Annotated in this window: 14 protein-coding genes and 1 tRNA gene; 4 read left to right on the top strand and 11 right to left on the bottom strand. The window is 70.5% G+C overall.

Translation table 11 applies throughout. The features are described 5' to 3' along the window. Nucleotides 1-101 precede the first annotated feature (101 nt). Complete coding sequence (locus OEB96_RS02870) at nt 102-299, bottom strand: hypothetical protein (protein ID WP_266213866.1); 198 nt, start codon at nt 297-299, stop codon at nt 102-104. A 137-nt stretch (nt 300-436) separates the two neighbouring features. Here OEB96_RS02870 and OEB96_RS02865 point away from each other — a divergent pair, with 137 nt between their 5' ends. Then, nucleotides 437-1321, top strand: coding sequence for an SDR family NAD(P)-dependent oxidoreductase (locus OEB96_RS02865; protein ID WP_266213865.1), 885 nt, complete (start codon nt 437-439; stop codon nt 1319-1321). 42 nt (nt 1322-1363) lie between these two features. Beyond that, nucleotides 1364-1996, top strand: coding sequence for a DNA-3-methyladenine glycosylase I (locus tag OEB96_RS02860; protein ID WP_323137326.1), 633 nt, complete (start codon nt 1364-1366; stop codon nt 1994-1996). A 33-nt stretch (nt 1997-2029) separates the two neighbouring features. Here the strand turns inward: OEB96_RS02860 and OEB96_RS02855 are convergent, their stop codons facing one another. Continuing rightward, the gene (locus tag OEB96_RS02855; RefSeq protein WP_266213864.1) at nt 2030-3406 is read right to left on the bottom strand and encodes an APC family permease; all 1377 of its coding nucleotides are present in this window, start codon (nt 3404-3406) and stop codon (nt 2030-2032) included. A gap of 58 nt (nt 3407-3464) precedes the next feature. Next, entirely contained in the window at nt 3465-4934 is a 1470-nt protein-coding gene (locus OEB96_RS02850; protein ID WP_266213863.1) for a peptidoglycan DD-metalloendopeptidase family protein, read from the bottom strand. Nucleotides 4935-5324: 390 nt separating this feature from the next. On the opposite strand from OEB96_RS02850, the gene OEB96_RS02845 reads away from it, so the two are divergent. Continuing rightward, nucleotides 5325-7190, top strand: a complete 1866-nt coding sequence (locus OEB96_RS02845) for a hypothetical protein (protein WP_266213862.1) — start codon at nt 5325-5327, stop codon at nt 7188-7190. A 70-nt stretch (nt 7191-7260) separates the two neighbouring features. Here the strand turns inward: OEB96_RS02845 and OEB96_RS02840 are convergent. Further along, a tRNA-Arg gene (locus tag OEB96_RS02840) sits at nt 7261-7334 on the bottom strand. 165 nt (nt 7335-7499) lie between these two features. Here OEB96_RS02840 and OEB96_RS02835 point away from each other — a divergent pair. After that, nucleotides 7500-7973 (top strand): hypothetical protein, encoded by a 474-nt coding sequence (locus OEB96_RS02835; RefSeq protein ID WP_266213861.1) that lies wholly within the window; start codon nt 7500-7502, stop codon nt 7971-7973. A gap of 46 nt (nt 7974-8019) precedes the next feature. Here the strand turns inward: OEB96_RS02835 and OEB96_RS02830 are convergent, their stop codons facing one another. The 7 genes from OEB96_RS02830 to OEB96_RS02800 all read right to left on the bottom strand — a co-directional run bounded on the left by OEB96_RS02830 (nt 8020) and on the right by OEB96_RS02800 (nt 15241). Then, entirely contained in the window at nt 8020-8445 is a 426-nt protein-coding gene (locus OEB96_RS02830; protein ID WP_266213860.1) for a tetratricopeptide repeat protein, read from the bottom strand. A gap of 77 nt (nt 8446-8522) precedes the next feature. Next, complete coding sequence (locus OEB96_RS02825) at nt 8523-10127, bottom strand: acyl-CoA carboxylase subunit beta (protein ID WP_266213859.1); 1605 nt, start codon at nt 10125-10127, stop codon at nt 8523-8525. A gap of 119 nt (nt 10128-10246) precedes the next feature. Next, a complete protein-coding gene (gene hisB, locus OEB96_RS02820; RefSeq protein WP_266213858.1) occupies nt 10247-10855 on the bottom strand; it encodes an imidazoleglycerol-phosphate dehydratase HisB in 609 nt (202 codons plus the stop codon). Nucleotides 10856-10877: 22 nt separating this feature from the next. After that, entirely contained in the window at nt 10878-11411 is a 534-nt protein-coding gene (locus tag OEB96_RS02815; protein ID WP_266213857.1) for a J domain-containing protein, read from the bottom strand. 23 nt (nt 11412-11434) lie between these two features. Beyond that, the gene (locus OEB96_RS02810) at nt 11435-13057 is read right to left on the bottom strand and encodes an Hsp70 family protein (protein WP_266213856.1); all 1623 of its coding nucleotides are present in this window, start codon (nt 13055-13057) and stop codon (nt 11435-11437) included. Nucleotides 13058-13127: 70 nt separating this feature from the next. After that, a complete protein-coding gene (locus OEB96_RS02805; RefSeq protein ID WP_266213855.1) occupies nt 13128-13733 on the bottom strand; it encodes a polysaccharide biosynthesis/export family protein in 606 nt (201 codons plus the stop codon). Further along, entirely contained in the window at nt 13730-15241 is a 1512-nt protein-coding gene (locus tag OEB96_RS02800; protein ID WP_266213854.1) for a hypothetical protein, read from the bottom strand. Before OEB96_RS02800 ends, OEB96_RS02805 begins: the two co-directional genes overlap by 4 nt. Nucleotides 15242-15310 lie beyond the last annotated feature (69 nt).

Here is a 15310-nt window from a genome sequence, read left to right as displayed (position 1 = left end):
CCAGACCCCCGACGAGGGCTACGGCGGCGGCCACAACAACGACAACTCCGCCGTCTCCGTGTGCGTCGACGACTACGTGGCCGCGGCCGCCAACTGACCCCTCAGTGGATCGCCGGCTCGTCCGAGGCGGGCTCGTCCTCGGGCACCAGGATCTCGGAGAGCGCCTGGAACAGATCCTCGAGCTGAGGCCGCTCCATTCGCAGCGTCACCGACCCCGTGCTCACGTGGTAGACGCCGCACGAGCAGCGGGCGATGCGGCACTGCGGCCGCTGCACGAGGATCTTCCGTTCGTGGATCATCTGGCGCGCTCCCGGGGCGAAGGTATCAGAGGTCGGGGATGGGAGCGGTCGCAAGGCCGACGGAGCACGCAGCGCCGCCCTGGCGACGCCAGGCGACTCGAATCGAGGACCCAGGTCCGAGGTGATAGGGTTCGACGATGAAGCGCACACTGGTCACGGGATCGAACAAGGGGATCGGGCTCGCCATCGTCACGGCGATCCTCGAGCAGCACGACGACACGTTCGTGCTGCTCGGCTCGCGGGACCTCGAGCGCGGTCGCGCCGCCCGGACGGCGCTGCTGCGGGACCATCCCGACTGGAGCGAGCGGATCGAGGTGCTCGAGCTCGACGTCGCGAGCGACGCCTCGGTGACCGCGGCCGCGGCCACCGTCGCCGCACGGCTCGAGGGCGAGGGCAGCCCGCTCTACGGCGTGGTCAACAACGCCGGCATCGGCCTTGGGACCTCCGAGCTCGCGGCGGTGCTCGAGGTCAACACGCTCGGCGTGCGGCGGGTGTGCGAGGCGTTCCTGCCCCTGCTCCGCCCCTCGGACGGTCGCATCGTCAACGTCACCTCGGCCTCGGGACCGAGCTTCGTCGCCACCTGCAGCCCCGAGCGCCAGCGCTCGTTCCTCGACCCCTCGGTGACCTGGCCCCGGCTGCGCGCGTTCATCGACGAGTGCCTCGCCCTCGACGGTGCCGAGGCGTTCGCCGCCGCGGGGCTCGGCGACGGCAGCCCCTACGGGCTGTCCAAGGCGTGCGCCAACACGTACACGCTGCTGTTGGCCCGCGAGCACCCCAACCTGCGGATCAACGCCTGCACCCCGGGGTACATCGAGACCGATCTGACGCGCCCCTACGCCGAGGCCAGGGGCAAGGACCCTCGCGAGCTGGGGATGAAGCCGCCGGCCGAGGGCACGCGAGCGCCCATGTTCTTGCTGTTCGGCGAGCCCGAGGGCAACGGGCGCTACTACGGCAGCGACGCCCTGCGCAGCCCCCTGCACCGCTACCGCGCCCCGGGGAGCCCGCCCTACACCGGTGAGTGACCCACGACCCAGCTGCGATGAGACCGATGATACGGTCGCGCCGTGCCGACCAAGGGCTTGATCCAGGGTGACGACGGTGTGATGCGGTGCTGGTGGTCCGGCCCGCACGAGGACTACCAGGCCTACCACGACCACGAGTGGGGCATGCCGATGGTCGACGACCATCGCCTGTTCGAGAAGATCTGCCTCGAGGGCTTTCAGTCGGGTCTGAGCTGGCTGACCATCCTGCGCAAGCGCGAGGGCTTTCGCCGTGCGTTTGCGGGGTTCGAGTTCGAACGGGTGGCCCGCTTCAATCGACGCAGCGTGGAGCGGATGCTCGCCGACCCGAGCATCGTGCGACACCGGGGCAAGATCGAGTCGACCATCAACAACGCCAAGCGTGCGTGCGCCCTGGTGGAAGAGCGGGGCTCGCTGGCCGCGTACTTCTGGAGCTTCGAGCCCACCCCCGCGTCCCGCCCCCGACGCATGACCCAGGCCGCGCTGAAGAAGCTGACCTCGACCCCGGAATCCACCGCGCTGAGCAAGGATCTGCGCCAGCGCGGCTGGACGTTCGTGGGGCCGACCACCGTCTACGCCTTCATGCAGGCGATGGGCCTGGTCAACGATCACCTCGAGGGCTGTAGCCGTCGCGATCCGGTCGAGGCCCGGCGCCGCGCCCTGTCGCGGCCCGCGTGAGACCCCAGCGGCGCCCACTGGCCGCGCCCTTCGTCAATCCGAGCTCGGCGACGAGTCCGCGGGCTCGTCCCGACGTCGGAACCGCACCAGGTAGAGCACCAGCACCGCGGCGATCCACACCGCTCCGATCGCCGCGGCGCCGCGAACCTCGGGGTCGAGCCAGGCTCCGACCACCACGCCGACCTCCGCCAGCCCGAACAGCGCCGGGACCCACGGAAACCCCGGCATTCGAACCGGGCGAGCCGCATGAGGCTGGCGGCGCGCGAGCACCAGCGACGCCACCCCCGTGAGCGCGAAGAACACCGCATCCACCAGGACCACCCCGGTCAGGAGACGATCGACGCCGTCCTTGCCGGCCGCGAGGAGCAGCACGATCGAGACCCCAGCCAGCACCGCGATCGCCGGCACCGGAGTTCCGCGCCCCGCGTGCACGCGCCCGAGCACCCGCCACAGTCGACCGTCCAGCGCGAGCGCGTAGAGCAGGCGCGGACCCGTGAGCAGCTGCGTGTTGAGGATCCCCAGCGCCGACACGGCCACGGCCACGCCCACCACGCGGCGCCCCGGACCCCCGAACACGGCGGCCACCGCATCCGCCGCCAGCGTCTCGCTCCCCGCCACCCCCGCGTGGCCGAGCAGCGCGAGATAGGCCCAGCACGCCAGCAGATAGACCACGACCACGATCCCCACGCCCACCAGGATCGAAAGCGGCAGGTTGCGCTCGGGCGAGCGCACCTCGCCTCCGATCCACAGCACTTGCTGCCAGCCTCCGAACGTGAACAGCGTGGGGACGAGCGCGGCCGCGAGCGCGGCCACGGGATGCAGCCGGGGGCCGATCTCGCCCGCCGCCGCGACGGCAGCCGGCGCCTCGGGCTCGGCCAGCAACGCGACCATCCCCACCGCCACCAGCGTGGCGAGCTTGGCCACCACGGTCAGGTTCTGGATGCGCGCCCCCCAGCGCACCCCGGCCACGTTGGCGAGCGCGATGCCGATGGTCAGGCCGATCGCACAGCCGAGCGTGAGCCACGGGTCGAGCACCGCCCCCGTCAGCGCCACCGCGAGGTTGTCGACGCACACCAGCGCGATCACGCCGATCGAGCCCGCCTGGGTCGCGGTGGCATTGCACACCACGTACACGAAGCCGGTCGCCGGGCCATAGGCGTCGCGCAGCAGCTCGTACTGCCCACCGGCCCGCGGCACCATCGCGCCGAGCTCGGCGAACGTGAGCGCGCCCAGCAGCGCGATCACCCCTCCGATGCCCCAGGTGAGCAGCGCCAGCCCGCCGTCGCCGGCCAGCGCAGCGACCCGGCTGGGCGTGAAGAAGATGCCCACGCCGACGATCGCCCCGATCACCACCGCCGTCGCATCGAACGCGGACAGCTCGCGGCGCAGCGGCGGCGCTTCCTCGGCCATGACCGAGACTACCGTGAGACGGCGAGGGTCGTCCGCGGCCAGCGTCGCCGAAGCGAGCTCAGCGACGACGACGGCGACGGAGGAATGCGACCGAGAGCAGCCACCACCAGCGCCCCGTCGAGCCGGCGGGCGCCGACCGACACGCGCAGCCCTCGGAGTCCGAGCCCCCCGCGCCGGGGAAGATGCCGCTGAGGCCACCATCGGAGGTGATCCCGTCGTCGCTCCCGATCCCGTCGCCCACCGTGCCGTCGCCGAGCGTGCCATCCGCGGCCGATGGATCCCCGCCCGACTCGTCCAGCCCGCCACCCGAGGTCGCGTCGTCGCCCGACGTCGTGCCGGGGCCACCGCCGAGCGGCGACACGCGGATCGCATCGAACGCCAGCACGCGCATGTCGCTGAACGGCTCGCCGGTGTTGTCGTCGAGCCGCACCGATTGTCCGCCGCCCTGGTCGAAGTCGAACGTGCCCAGCTCGGTCCAGCCGCTCGCGCTCGCCTGGTCGATCACGACGTCCGACACCCCGGCCGCATGCGTAACCACGTACTTCGCCTGCATGCTGCCGGCGAAGCCCGGCTCGATGTACGCCTCCACCAAGGCGCTTCCTGCCTGCTCGAACACGAAGTCCCAGCGCCCCGAGTCGTCGGCCTGGGCCGCATCCACCGCGTGGGTCCACAGGCACGCGCCCGCGCTGCCCACGTTGGCGTCGTACCAGTACTGCGGCGAGCCCGATTGCGCAAAGCACAGGTCGGTCTCCTCGATCGTGCGGCCCTCGGGGGGGATCGTGCCGCAGCTCGGGCAGTCCTGGGGGCAGCTGCCGCTGTCCTCGCCGCCGCTGCACACCCCGTCGCCGCACATCGCCTCGCCGATCTCCATGATCAGGCCCTGGACCAGATCCTCGTAGCCCGACATCGGCTCGGGCACGACCGCGTTGCCGCCGAAGGATCCGCCCGTACCCGAGCCTCCGACCGTGCTGTCGCGGTGCATGGCCCAGTGCAGGTGAGGGGTGGAGAACGAGCCGCATGACAGCGCCCCCTGACACGACTGGCCCAGCTCGCCGAGCACCTGTCCCGCCGCGACGTTGCCCCCCTCGACCACTGCGGGATCGATCGCGTTCAGGTGAGCATGGAGCGTGTGGTAGAGGTGGCCGTCGCCGAGGTCGTGGCGCAGGATCACGCGCAGCCCGTAGTTGGCCCAGCCCGACGTCGCCCAGCCTGCGCGAACGACCTCGCCGGCGAACGGCGCCACGATCGGCAGCCCCAGGCCCGCGTTGGGCTGGTCGTCGTAGACGAGATCGAGCGCGTAGTGGTCGTTGGCCTTGCAGCACGCGTCGGTGTCGGCGTGCAGGCCCGAGCCCCCCGAAGGGCTGTAGCCCGCGAGCACGCGGACACGGCTGCCCGCGGGGAACGGGGCCGGCACGGGCACCGGAGAGGCAACGGCACCGGCGATGGGGGGCGTGAGGGCGTGGGCACCCGACACCGCGGCGGCTGCGACTCCACCAATGACCAGTGCGATTCCGAGACCCCGCCGCATCGGACGATGGTAACGCAGATCATTGGTCCTCATGAGCGGCCGATCCGCTGCCCGAGGGCAGCGGATCGGCCCGAGTGAGAACCGGCAAGGTTCAGCGAGAGGGAGACTTGGGTGGACTACGCCAGTGCGACCTTGGGGAGCTCGACGACCGGGCTCTCGTCTTCCTGGCTCGTCTTGCCACGCAGTAGTGGTGGAGGATCGCGGGGTTCTCCTTTCGCAAGAACTGGAGGATCGTGAAATTCGGTGGGAGCAGGGGCGAAGCGGGGGGCGGTGAGGGGCATGGACCCACGGGTGGGCGGTGGTGCGCGAGGACTTGGCCGTACGAACGGCGAACGGTGACCCGACGCGGAGGCGCACGCGGAGCGGGATTGGTGATAGCGTGGAGGCTCGATGACACGCTGGATGCTCTCGATGCTCCTCGTGGGCGCAGCGTGCAGCGGCTCGGTCGAGGAGGACGCGACCGAGGGGACCGGCATCGACCTGAGCGCCGGCGGCTCGGAGTCTCCGCGCTTGGACCAGGGCAGCCCCGGCCAGTTCCCCGATCTGGGGCCCGTCGTGCTCGCCGATCCGCCTCCGCCACCGGTCAGCGGCGGCACGCTGCTGCGGAGCCACGATGGCGCCACGCTGTTCGCAGCCGATCCCGATCGCGACGCGGTCTACGTGGTCGATCCGGCGGCGCAGCGCCTGATCCATGCCGTCGAGCTCGAGCCCGGCACCGAGCCCGGCCGCATCGCCGAGGATCCCTCGGGCCTGATCCACGTGGCCCTGCGCCGCTCGGGCGAGGTGGCCACCATCGACATCGCCTCGGGCGAGCTCGTCGCCGTGCGCTCGGCCTGCGCGAACCCGCGGGGCCTCGCGGTCGATCCCGGTGACGGCTCGGTGCTCGTGGCCTGTGCCGAGGGCGTGCTGGCTCGCCTACGACCCGACGACTCGCTCGAGCAGCTCGCGGTCGGCATCGAGCTTCGCGACGTGATCGACCCGGGGCCTCCGATCCGGGTCTCCACCTTTCGGGACGCTCAGGTGCTCACCCTCGATGACACGGGGACGATCAGGGCACGACAGGCCCCACCCGAAATCGGGGTGTTCATCGACCTCTTCATCGATCCCGACGACCCCGACGCCGCCGAGGTCGAGCCCCACGACGTCATGACCCCCAACACGGCACGCCGGACCTGGAGTACGGCCGACGGCGGATGGCTGATGCTGCACCAGGCGGGCTCGGGCTTCGCCCGCAACTCGATGGTGACAGACGGCTACGCCGGCGGCGATGGATTCTGCATCCCGCTGCAGGCCACGGTGATCACCCACGGGCTCCCCGGCGGCGCCTCGGCCAAGGCCTGGCCCTTCCACCACATCGCCCCCGCGTTCGATGCGGACGTGACCGACGAGCTGGACATGGCCGCGGTGGTGGGGGGAACGCTCGGAGAGTGGGTGATCATGTTCGCGACCCACGAGCAGCCCCGTACCGTGGTTTCCCCACCGTGCCGCGCCGAACACAGCGTGGTCCTCCCCGGCGAGCCGACCTCCGTCGTCTTCGACGACGAGGGCCACGCGTGGGTGCAGCTACGCGAGCCCGCCGCCCTGGTGCGCGTGGATCCACAAGAGGAGGCCCTCGTCGCCAACATCGGGCTGGCCGAGCGCTCGGTGCTCGACACGGGCCACGACCTGTTCCATCGACCTACTCCGGGGATGGTGGCGTGCGTCTCGTGCCACCCCGAGGGACGCGAGGACGGCCGCGTGTGGCAGTTCTCGGACCTCGGCCCGCGCCGCACCCAAGCCCTCGACACGGGGCTCGAGGGCACCGAGCCCTTCCACTGGCGTGGCGAGCTGGCCGACATGGCCGGCATCGTGGACGACACGTACGAGAGTCGAATGGGAGGCCCCGATCTCGACGAGGAGCACGTGGCGGCGCTCGAGCGCTGGCTGTTCGCGCTGCCCTCGTTGCGGGTGGTGACGCCGCAGGACACGGCGATCGAGCGTGGTCGCGAGCGCTTCGAAGCCGTCGGCTGCACGAGCTGCCACCTTGGACCGAAGCTCACCCACAACGGCACGGTGGTGCTGGGCCCGCATGGGCTGCTGCAGGTGCCCAGCTTGCTGAACGTGGCGTTTCGAGCCCCCTACATGCACGACGGCCGCGCGATCGATCTCGAAGCGGCCGTCGACGACATGCTCAGGCTGACCGCGCCGAGTGTGGACGTCTCGGCGGAGGGACGCGCAGAGCTCGTGGCGTACCTCGCGTCGCTCGGGGCGGAGTGAGCGAGGGCGCCACCACCCCAGAATTGAATCCGGCCTCGCAGGCGGGTCACCTACGAGGCCGTCCTCGTCGTGCGCGCGGCAGGATTCGAACCTGCGGCCTTCGGCTCCGGAGGCCGACACTCTATCCAGCTGAGCTACGCGCGCCTGTGGCCGGAAGGGCCGCAACGTCTACCCCACCCCCATCGCCGGTGCAAGCCCCATCCCCTGGCGCCTCTCCCGCACTCTCCGTCCAACCCCGTTCACCGGTTTCACCCCGCCCTCACGTCCCGGCCGGTGGTCCCGCCGCCCGCCGTTGCTATCCTCTCCCCCATGGCCCCAATCCTCCTCGCGGCTGGGATCCCCGATCTGCTCGTCAACCTCCCCGACCTCGACCGGCTGCGGGAGCTGCTCAAGCGGATCCAGGAAATCCTGGCCATGGGAGGCATTGCGCTCGCCCTCGCGGCGAGCTTCGTGTTCCTGCTGGCCTGGGTGTTCTCGCATCTACGCCAACCCTCCAAGACCGCCTCGCACCCCGTCATCTCCACCCTCGCCCTCGTGGTGGCCTACCTCCCGGTGGCGCTGACCCTGGTCGCCGCGCTCGGCTGGCTGGTCCCCACCCTCGCCCCGCTGACCCTCAAGAGCTTCGCCCTCGCCGTCGTGACCGCGGCCTTCGCCTGGTGCCTGGGCGTCGCCGCCATCGTCGTCGGCGGCAGCAAGCAAAACCTCGGCCGCGCCCGTCGGGCCCTGCTGCTGGCCGGCACCCCCTGGTACTGCCTGGCCGTCTACCTCAGCACCTTCCTGTAGCTCACTCGCCCGTAGCTCACCCGCCCGTAGCTCACTCGCCCGTAGCTCACCCGCCCCCGGCCGGCTGCAGCCGCGTCAGCACCCGCTCCGCCGGCGGATACCCGGGCCGCAGCTCGAGCGCATGCCGAGCCGAGGCCATCGCCTCGTCCACCCGCCCCGCCCGCTCCTCGATCTCCGCGTGCGTGGCCCAAAGATGCGGATCGCCCGGATCCATCTCCAGCGCGTGCCCGATGTAGAACCGCGCGTCGTCGAGCGCCGGCGGCTCCTGCTCGAGCGCCAGCCGGGCCCGCAGATACGCCTCGTACGCCGACGGCGGCGGAGGTCGCGAGCTGACCACCTCGCCATCGACCTCGTGCAGCGAGCGATAGCCCAGCCCCACCGGATAGCAGGCCCCGAGCAAGGCGAGCGCCACGAGCATCGACGTTCGTGCGCCCGCGAGCCTCGCCATGGCCACCAGCTTGCCACGCTCCACCCCACGCCACCACACGCGCGGGCCCCCGGCCGGCGAGCACGAGCGCCGGCGAACGAGCTCATCCGGGCGCCGCCGCCTCACAGCGGGATGTTCCCGTGCTTGCGCCGCGGGTTGTCCTGCCGCTTGTTCCGCAGCATCCGCAGGCTCTGCGCGATGCGGTCGCGCGTGTGCTCGGGCCGGATCACCTCGTCGATGAAGCCGAGCTCCGCCGCCTTGTAGGGGCTGGCGAACAGGGCCCGATAGTCCGCCGCCAGCTGCTTGCGCCGCGCCTCGGGATCCTCGGCCTGCGCCAGCTCGCGCCGAAAGATGATGTTCACCGCCCCCTCTGCCCCCATCACCGCGATCTCGGCGGTCGGGTAGGCCAGGTTCACGTCGCCACGGATGTGCTTGCTCGCCATCACGTCGTAGGCCCCACCGTAGGCCTTGCGGGTCACCAGCGTGACCTTGGGCACCGTGGCCTCCGTGAACGCATAGAGCAGCTTGGCCCCGTGCCGAATGATCCCCCCGAACTCCTGCTCGGTGCCCGGCAAGAACCCCGGCACGTCCACCAGCGTCACCAGCGGCACGTTGAACGCATCGCACATCCGCACGAACCGTGCCGCCTTGACCGAGGCATCGATGTCCAGACACCCCGCGAGCACCAGCGGCTGGTTGGCCACCACCCCCACGCTCGCCCCCTCGATGCGCACGAACCCGACCACCATGTTGCGCGCCCAGTGCTCCTGCACCTCGAGGAACCGCCCCTCGTCGGCGATCGCGGTGATGATCCGGCGAATGTCGTAGGGCTTGCTGGGATCGGGCGGCACCAGACTCACCAGCTCGGGACACGCACGCTGGGGGTCGTCACCCGTGGGCAGCACCGGTGCCCCCGCCATGTTGTTGGGAGGCAGGTACGAGAGCACCTCGCGGGTCAACGCCAGCGCGGCCGCCTCGTTGCCGCAGCGAAAGTGTGCCACCCCGCTGCGCTCGTTGTGGGTCCGTGCCCCGCCCAGCGCATCCTTGGTGACCTCCTCGTGGGTCACCGCCTTGATCACGTCGGGGCCGGTGATGAACATGTAGCTGGTCTCGTCGACCATCACCACCAGGTCGGTGAGCGCCGGGCTGTAGACCGCCCCGCCCGCGCACGGGCCCAGGATCACCGAGATCTGCGGCACGACCCCCGAGGCCAGCACGTTGCGCTTGAAGATCTCGGCGTAGCCCGCGAGGCTCTCCACGCCCTCCTGGATCCGCGCCCCACCGCTGTCGTTGAGCCCCACCACCGGCGCGCCCACCTCGGTGGCCAGATCCATGATCTTGCAGATCTTGCGCGCGTGGGCCATGCCCAGGCTGCCGCCGAACACGGCGGGATCCTGCGCGAACACGAACACCTGGCGGCCATCCACGGTGCCATAGCCGGTCACCACGCCGTCCCCGTAGGGCCGGTTGTCGGTCATGTCGAAGTCGCTGCAGGCATGGGTCACGAAGCGGTCGAGCTCCACGAACGAGCCCTCGTCGAGCAGCATCTCGATGCGCTCGATCGCGGTGTGACGCCCCTTGTCGTGCACCTTCTGCTCCGCCGCCTCGGCCCGCGACCGGGCACGGGCCAGGCCCTCCTCACCGTCGTCGGCGACCCGGGGCGAGGCGTTGAGGCGGGCGAGCTCCTCTCGGAGCTGCAGCTCGGCGCGAAGATCACGATCGGCCATGGCGGCGGCAAGAGTAGCCGCGAGGGAGACATCGAGCGAGGGCCCGCCCCCGGGCGCCCCCGACCTCGCGCAGGGTCCATCCGAGCGCCGAGAGCAACCTCTACACCAAGCGGCCCAATTCAGATCGCGCCCTTGGTCGACGGCAGCGCCCCCATGAGCGCCGGGTCGAGCGCACACGCCATCCGCAGCGCGCGGGCGAAGCCCTTGAACGCCGCCTCCACCACGTGATGGGCGTTGCCGCCGGCGCGCAGGTGCAGGTGCAGGTTCATGCGCGCCTGCACCACCAGCGCCTGGAAGAACTCCTCGACCAGATCGCAGTCGAAGCGACCGATCCACTTTCCCGCGATCGCCGGCAGCTCGTGGACCAGGTAGGGTCGCCCCCCCAGATCGAGCGCACAGTCGACCAGCGTCTCGTCCATCGCCAGCGAGAAGCAGCCGTAGCGCGTGATCCCCCGGCGCTCGCCGAGCGCCTGGTCGAGCGCCATCCCCAGGGTGAGCCCCACGTCCTCCACCGTGTGGTGGTCGTCGATCTCCACGTCGCCTTGCGCCTCCACCCGCAGGGCCATGGCCCCGTGCTTGGCCAGCGCCTCGAGCATGTGCGAGAGGAACGGCACCGGGGTCGCGATCCGCGTTTCGAACGCCGGAGCATCGCCGGGCACGCACAGCTCGATGACGATCTGGGTCTCCTTGGTACGCCGCTCCACGCGAGCGCGCCGGACCTCGCTCACTCGCTCACCTCGCTCACCTCGCTCAACGGGCGTTCCTTCCGAGCAATCCCGGCGCCCCCGGGTGCTGCTCGATCTCGGCCAGGAGCTTGCGCAGCGGCGCCGCCTGCTCGAGCGTGAGCCCCAGCCGCACGTCGACCCAGGCGCCCCGCAGCTCGCCCTGCTCGAGCTTGCGCCGAGCCGAGCGCAGGTAGATCCGCGCGAACGTGTTGTGGACCTGTCGCTCCTCGGCCGTCAGTCGCCGCGCCCGGGCGACCTCGGACAGCCGCGCCTCGCCTCGCACCATCGCCGCGTCGTAGAGCACCCGCAGCTCGGGGTCGAGCAGCACGTTGTAGGCCTCGGTCATGCGCTTGAACACGGCATACACGGCCTGGCGCAGGCTCTCGCCCCCGCGATACACGAACTGATCGGGGTGGAAGCGCTGGGCCCGAGCGTAGAAGCCGTCGCGCACCGCCACGTAGTCGCAGCCGGGGCGCAGCCCCAGGTACTCGTAGTACGACAGCGAGTCGAGCCCTTCGTAGAGCCGCATGATCTCGGCGAGCAGCTCGTCACTGGACATGGTGCAGCTCCTCTTCCTCGCCGCTAGGCCGAGACGCCGGTCGAGCCCAGGCGCTCGGCCATGGCCGCCACCTCGTCCTCGGTCAGACCGCCGAGCACGCGCATCGTGGCCACCTGCTGCAGACCCGTGTCGCGATCGCGAGCGCGAACCTCGAGCAGACCATCGGTGTTGATCTCGAAGGTGACCGCAATGGTGACCTCGCCCCGCGGTGCATCGCGCAGGCCAGAGAGCACCACCTCACCCAGCTTGAGGTTCTTCTCGAATTCCTCGTCCTCGCCCTGGCACACCTGGATCCGCACGAACCGCTGGTTGTCGCGGGTCGTGGTGAACAACCGGGTCTGCTCCACCGGAATGGGGCTGTTGCGCTCGATGATGAAGTCGACGTAGCCGCCCACCGTGCGCACCCCGAGGCTGCGCGGGGTCACGTCGAGCAGCACGGCCGCCGCCGGAGCGTTCGACGTGGCCGTGGGTGCCGAGACCCCGCCGGCGGCCATGGGGACCAGCGAGCCCATGAGCGCCGCCCCCTGGATCGCCGCCCCCACCGCGACCACGCTCATGGGGTTGATCGAGGTCTGTGGCGGCTTGCCGAACACCTGCTGCACCACCTCGCGCACCAGCGGCAGGCGGGTGGTGCCGCCCACGAGCACGATCTCGTCGATCTGGTGCGGGGCCAGACCCGCGGTGCGCAGCGCGTCCTCGCACACGGGCACGGTGCGGCGAACGATGGCCTCCACGCGGCGGCGCAGGTCGATGTCGGTGAGTGACATCTCGAGCGTTCCCTCCCGGCCCGGCAGCACCTCCGCGAGGTTGACGATCGTCCGCTCCTGCTCGGAGAGCTGGATCTTGACCTGCTCGGCCACCGCCCGTACGCGCTCCATCGCCACCAGCGAGTCGATGAGCTCGGCTCCCCGCTGCTCGCGGAAGGTGTCGACCATCACCTCGAGGATCGCCTCGTCGATGTCGTCACCGCCCAGGAACATCTCGCCCGAGGTGGCGAGCACCTCGAACACGTTGCGGGTGATCTGCAGGATGGTGACGTCGAAGGTGCCGCCACCGAAGTCGTAGACCGCGATGCGCCGGTCGGTGTCCTCGATGTAGCCGTAGGCCAGCGCGGCCGCGGTCGGCTCGTTGATCACCCGGATCACGTCGAGCCCGGCCAGGCGCGCCGCGATGCGGGTAGCGCTGCGCTGCGAGTCGGTGAAGTTGGCCGGCACCGCGATCACGGCCTTGCCGACCGGCTGGCCGAGCGCCTCCTCGGCCATCTCGCGCAGGTACGTGAGGATGTAGGCGGAGATCTCGACGATGCTGTGCAGCCGTGAGCCGAGCTCGACCACCACCGCCTCGTTGTTGCCCTCGCGGATCACGTAGGGCACGGCGGTGCGCATGCGCTGCACCTCGGGCGAGTTGAACCTGCGGCCGATGAGGCGCTTGGCGCTGTAGACCACCTGGGTGGGATCGATCGAGCGGCGACGCTTGGCTCGATTGCCCACCACGATCGAGCCATCGGGCAGAGCCGCGACCACCGACGGCACGATGCGATCCTCGCCTCGCCGAACCACCGAGGCACGTCCCTCGCGAACGATGGCGCACGCAGAGTTGGTCGTGCCCAGGTCGATCCCCAGCACGATCTCGGAAGGCACAGACATTGGGATGGCCAAGTCTAGCCGATAGCGCCGATACCGCGAAAATCCAGCGCAATCTGGGCCGCTGGGGCCCTCAGATGGGCGCCTCGGGCACGAAGACGATGTCCCCGGGCTCGAGGGGGAGGTCGGCCCGACGGCTCTCCAGGATCTCCCGGACGTCGATCTCGTAGGTCTTGGTGCCCTGGTCCGTCTCGCGGATGAGCTTGACCCGCTTGGCCTGGGCCAGGGGGTTCATCCCGCCGGCCAGCGAGATCGCCTGAACGAGCGTCAAGCGCTCCTTGAACGGGTAGGACCCGGGCTCGTTGACCTGGCCGAGCACGCTGACCTCGCGGTTCTGGCGGGTGATCACCCGCACGGAGACCTGCGGCTGGCGCAGCCAGCCGTCGGCCAGCCGCTGCTCGATGAGCTCGGCGATCTGGCCCTGGCTCCGGCCTGCCACCTCGACCTGCTCGATCCAGGGGAAGCGGATGGTGCCGTCGGCCGCCACCTCGTACTCACCGGTCAGCTCCTCCTGATCGGTCACGCGGATCGCGATGACGTCACCCGGGCCGAGGGTCTGGTTGGCGCTGCTGACCGAGGGAGCGGGTGCCACGGGCACCGCCGGGCCGGGGCGACAGGTGGCGAGCGCCAGCAGCCCTCCGCCCAGCAGCCTTCCCGCGAGCAACGCCCAGGCGGTCATAGCCGGACGGCCCCCAGCAGCATCACCACGTGGCGGGTGAAGCCGCCGATGTCCTGCACGCCGTTGGCGTAGTCGATGGCGAACGTGGTGTCGTCCACGGCCATGTCGTACTGCAGCGCGACCGCCCAGATCTTCTTGAGCGGCTGCTCGACCTTGAGGTTGAGGTTGAAGACGACGTCCCTGCGCCGAAAGGTCTCCTGCACCGACTGGGGCTGATACTGGTCGATGCTCATGTCCTCCGACCCCGGAATGGCCAGGCCCACGTAGCGGCGGCCCGCGACCCAGGCCCCCGCGGTCGTGATCATCCGCCACTTGAACTCGTGCCGGGCCTGCAGCCGCGCGCCGATGTCGGTGTAGTAGTTGCCCAGCAGCGAGTCCTGGAAGGTGCGGAACGCCGACACGTAGAACAGGCTGCGCGGGTTGGGATAGTAGGTGGCGCCGAGCTCGAAGATCGGCCCCTTGAAGTCATCGACCCCGCGAGGATTGGTCGGATCCTTGCGGTAGAAGCCCATCCCGTAGCCGCCGATCACGTCGAGCACGACCTTCTTCATCACCTGGCCGCGAAAGCCCGCCGTGATGCGATTGGCGAAGTTGTCCTCGTTGCGGCCCCACTCCGCTTCGTTGCAGCAGTACGTGTAGTAGGTCCAGTCGAAGCCGTAGTTGATCACCAGGGCGCTCTTGGGCCGGATGCGCCACTTGGTCTCGACCGTGAAGCCCGGAACGACGCGGTTGCCCTTGGCGACGAAGCAGTTCTGCCCGTTCTCGAGGTCGCACCCGCCCTCCACTTCCTCCCTGGTGCCCGTGAAGTAGAGGCCTCCCAGGCGGGGCGCGAACATCAGGCTCAGGCGCCCGCCGCCCGGCCGACCGATGAAGGCCAGCCCCATGCGGCCATCGATGCGATTGAAGTTGAAGCCGCCAGCCTCGTAGGTGGCCGGCTGCGAGTAGTGGAACACGTCGCCGTCCACGTTGACGGAGAGCTTGCGCCCGGGCAGCAGCGCCACCCTCGTCTGCAACCCGAAGGTGGGCCGGTTCTGGGCACGCACGTTGGGGTTGCGCGCCATGTAGATCCGCGCGCCGCCCACCAGCCCGATGTAGTAGTCGGCGGTCCGACCCGAGCGCTCGGGCGGCGACATCAACAAGCCATCGCGGAACTGCCGGTTGCCGAGCCCCAGCCACCCGGTCGGCATCACGAACGAGGCCAGTCGCGGGCCGACCTCGCCGCTGGCCGGCCGCGGCTCCTGACGCGCGGTGGAGAACACGTTGGAGTCGACGCCGGTGACCAGGGCAAAGCCGGGGTGGAAGGTCGAGCGCTCGCCCACCTTGATGCCCGGTCCGTCCTCGGCGCGCGGGACGTCGATCTCCGGACCACCCGCTCGGGCTTCCGGTGACCACGACCACCCCAGCAGCACCGAGCACAGCAGCAAGAGCGACCACCCGGGCCCGCCGACCAGGGCATGGCTCGGTCGCCCGTACGAGGCGCGCCGTCGTCGTCTCCAGAGTCGAGCCAAGACAAACCACCCAAGGAGGTGCGTTGCGCGCAGCCTAGCCGAATCGTGCCCACCGAGCATGGTGATCAT

Origin of the sequence: Paraliomyxa miuraensis, from assembly GCF_026337845.1 — a bacterium.
Lineage (GTDB): Bacteria > Myxococcota_A > Polyangia > Nannocystales > Nannocystaceae > Paraliomyxa > Paraliomyxa miuraensis.
This window is presented reverse-complemented; position numbering and strand designations above follow the sequence as displayed.

Bases quoted from the DNA above. Each gene is read 5' to 3' on its own strand.
- OEB96_RS02870 (WP_266213866.1), bottom strand. From the start codon at position 299: ATGATCCACGAACGGAAGATCCTCGTGCAGCGGCCGCAGTGCCGCATC.
- OEB96_RS02865 (WP_266213865.1), top strand. From the start codon at position 437: ATGAAGCGCACACTGGTCACGGGATCGAACAAGGGGATCGGGCTCGCC.
- OEB96_RS02855 (WP_266213864.1), bottom strand. From the start codon at position 3,406: ATGGCCGAGGAAGCGCCGCCGCTGCGCCGCGAGCTGTCCGCGTTCGAT.
- OEB96_RS02850 (WP_266213863.1), bottom strand. From the start codon at position 4,934: ATGCGGCGGGGTCTCGGAATCGCACTGGTCATTGGTGGAGTCGCAGCC.
- OEB96_RS02845 (WP_266213862.1), top strand. From the start codon at position 5,325: ATGACACGCTGGATGCTCTCGATGCTCCTCGTGGGCGCAGCGTGCAGC.
- OEB96_RS02835 (WP_266213861.1), top strand. From the start codon at position 7,500: ATGGCCCCAATCCTCCTCGCGGCTGGGATCCCCGATCTGCTCGTCAAC.
- OEB96_RS02825 (WP_266213859.1), bottom strand. From the start codon at position 10,127: ATGGCCGATCGTGATCTTCGCGCCGAGCTGCAGCTCCGAGAGGAGCTC.
- OEB96_RS02815 (WP_266213857.1), bottom strand. From the start codon at position 11,411: ATGTCCAGTGACGAGCTGCTCGCCGAGATCATGCGGCTCTACGAAGGG.
- OEB96_RS02810 (WP_266213856.1), bottom strand. From the start codon at position 13,057: ATGTCTGTGCCTTCCGAGATCGTGCTGGGGATCGACCTGGGCACGACC.
- OEB96_RS02805 (WP_266213855.1), bottom strand. From the start codon at position 13,733: ATGACCGCCTGGGCGTTGCTCGCGGGAAGGCTGCTGGGCGGAGGGCTG.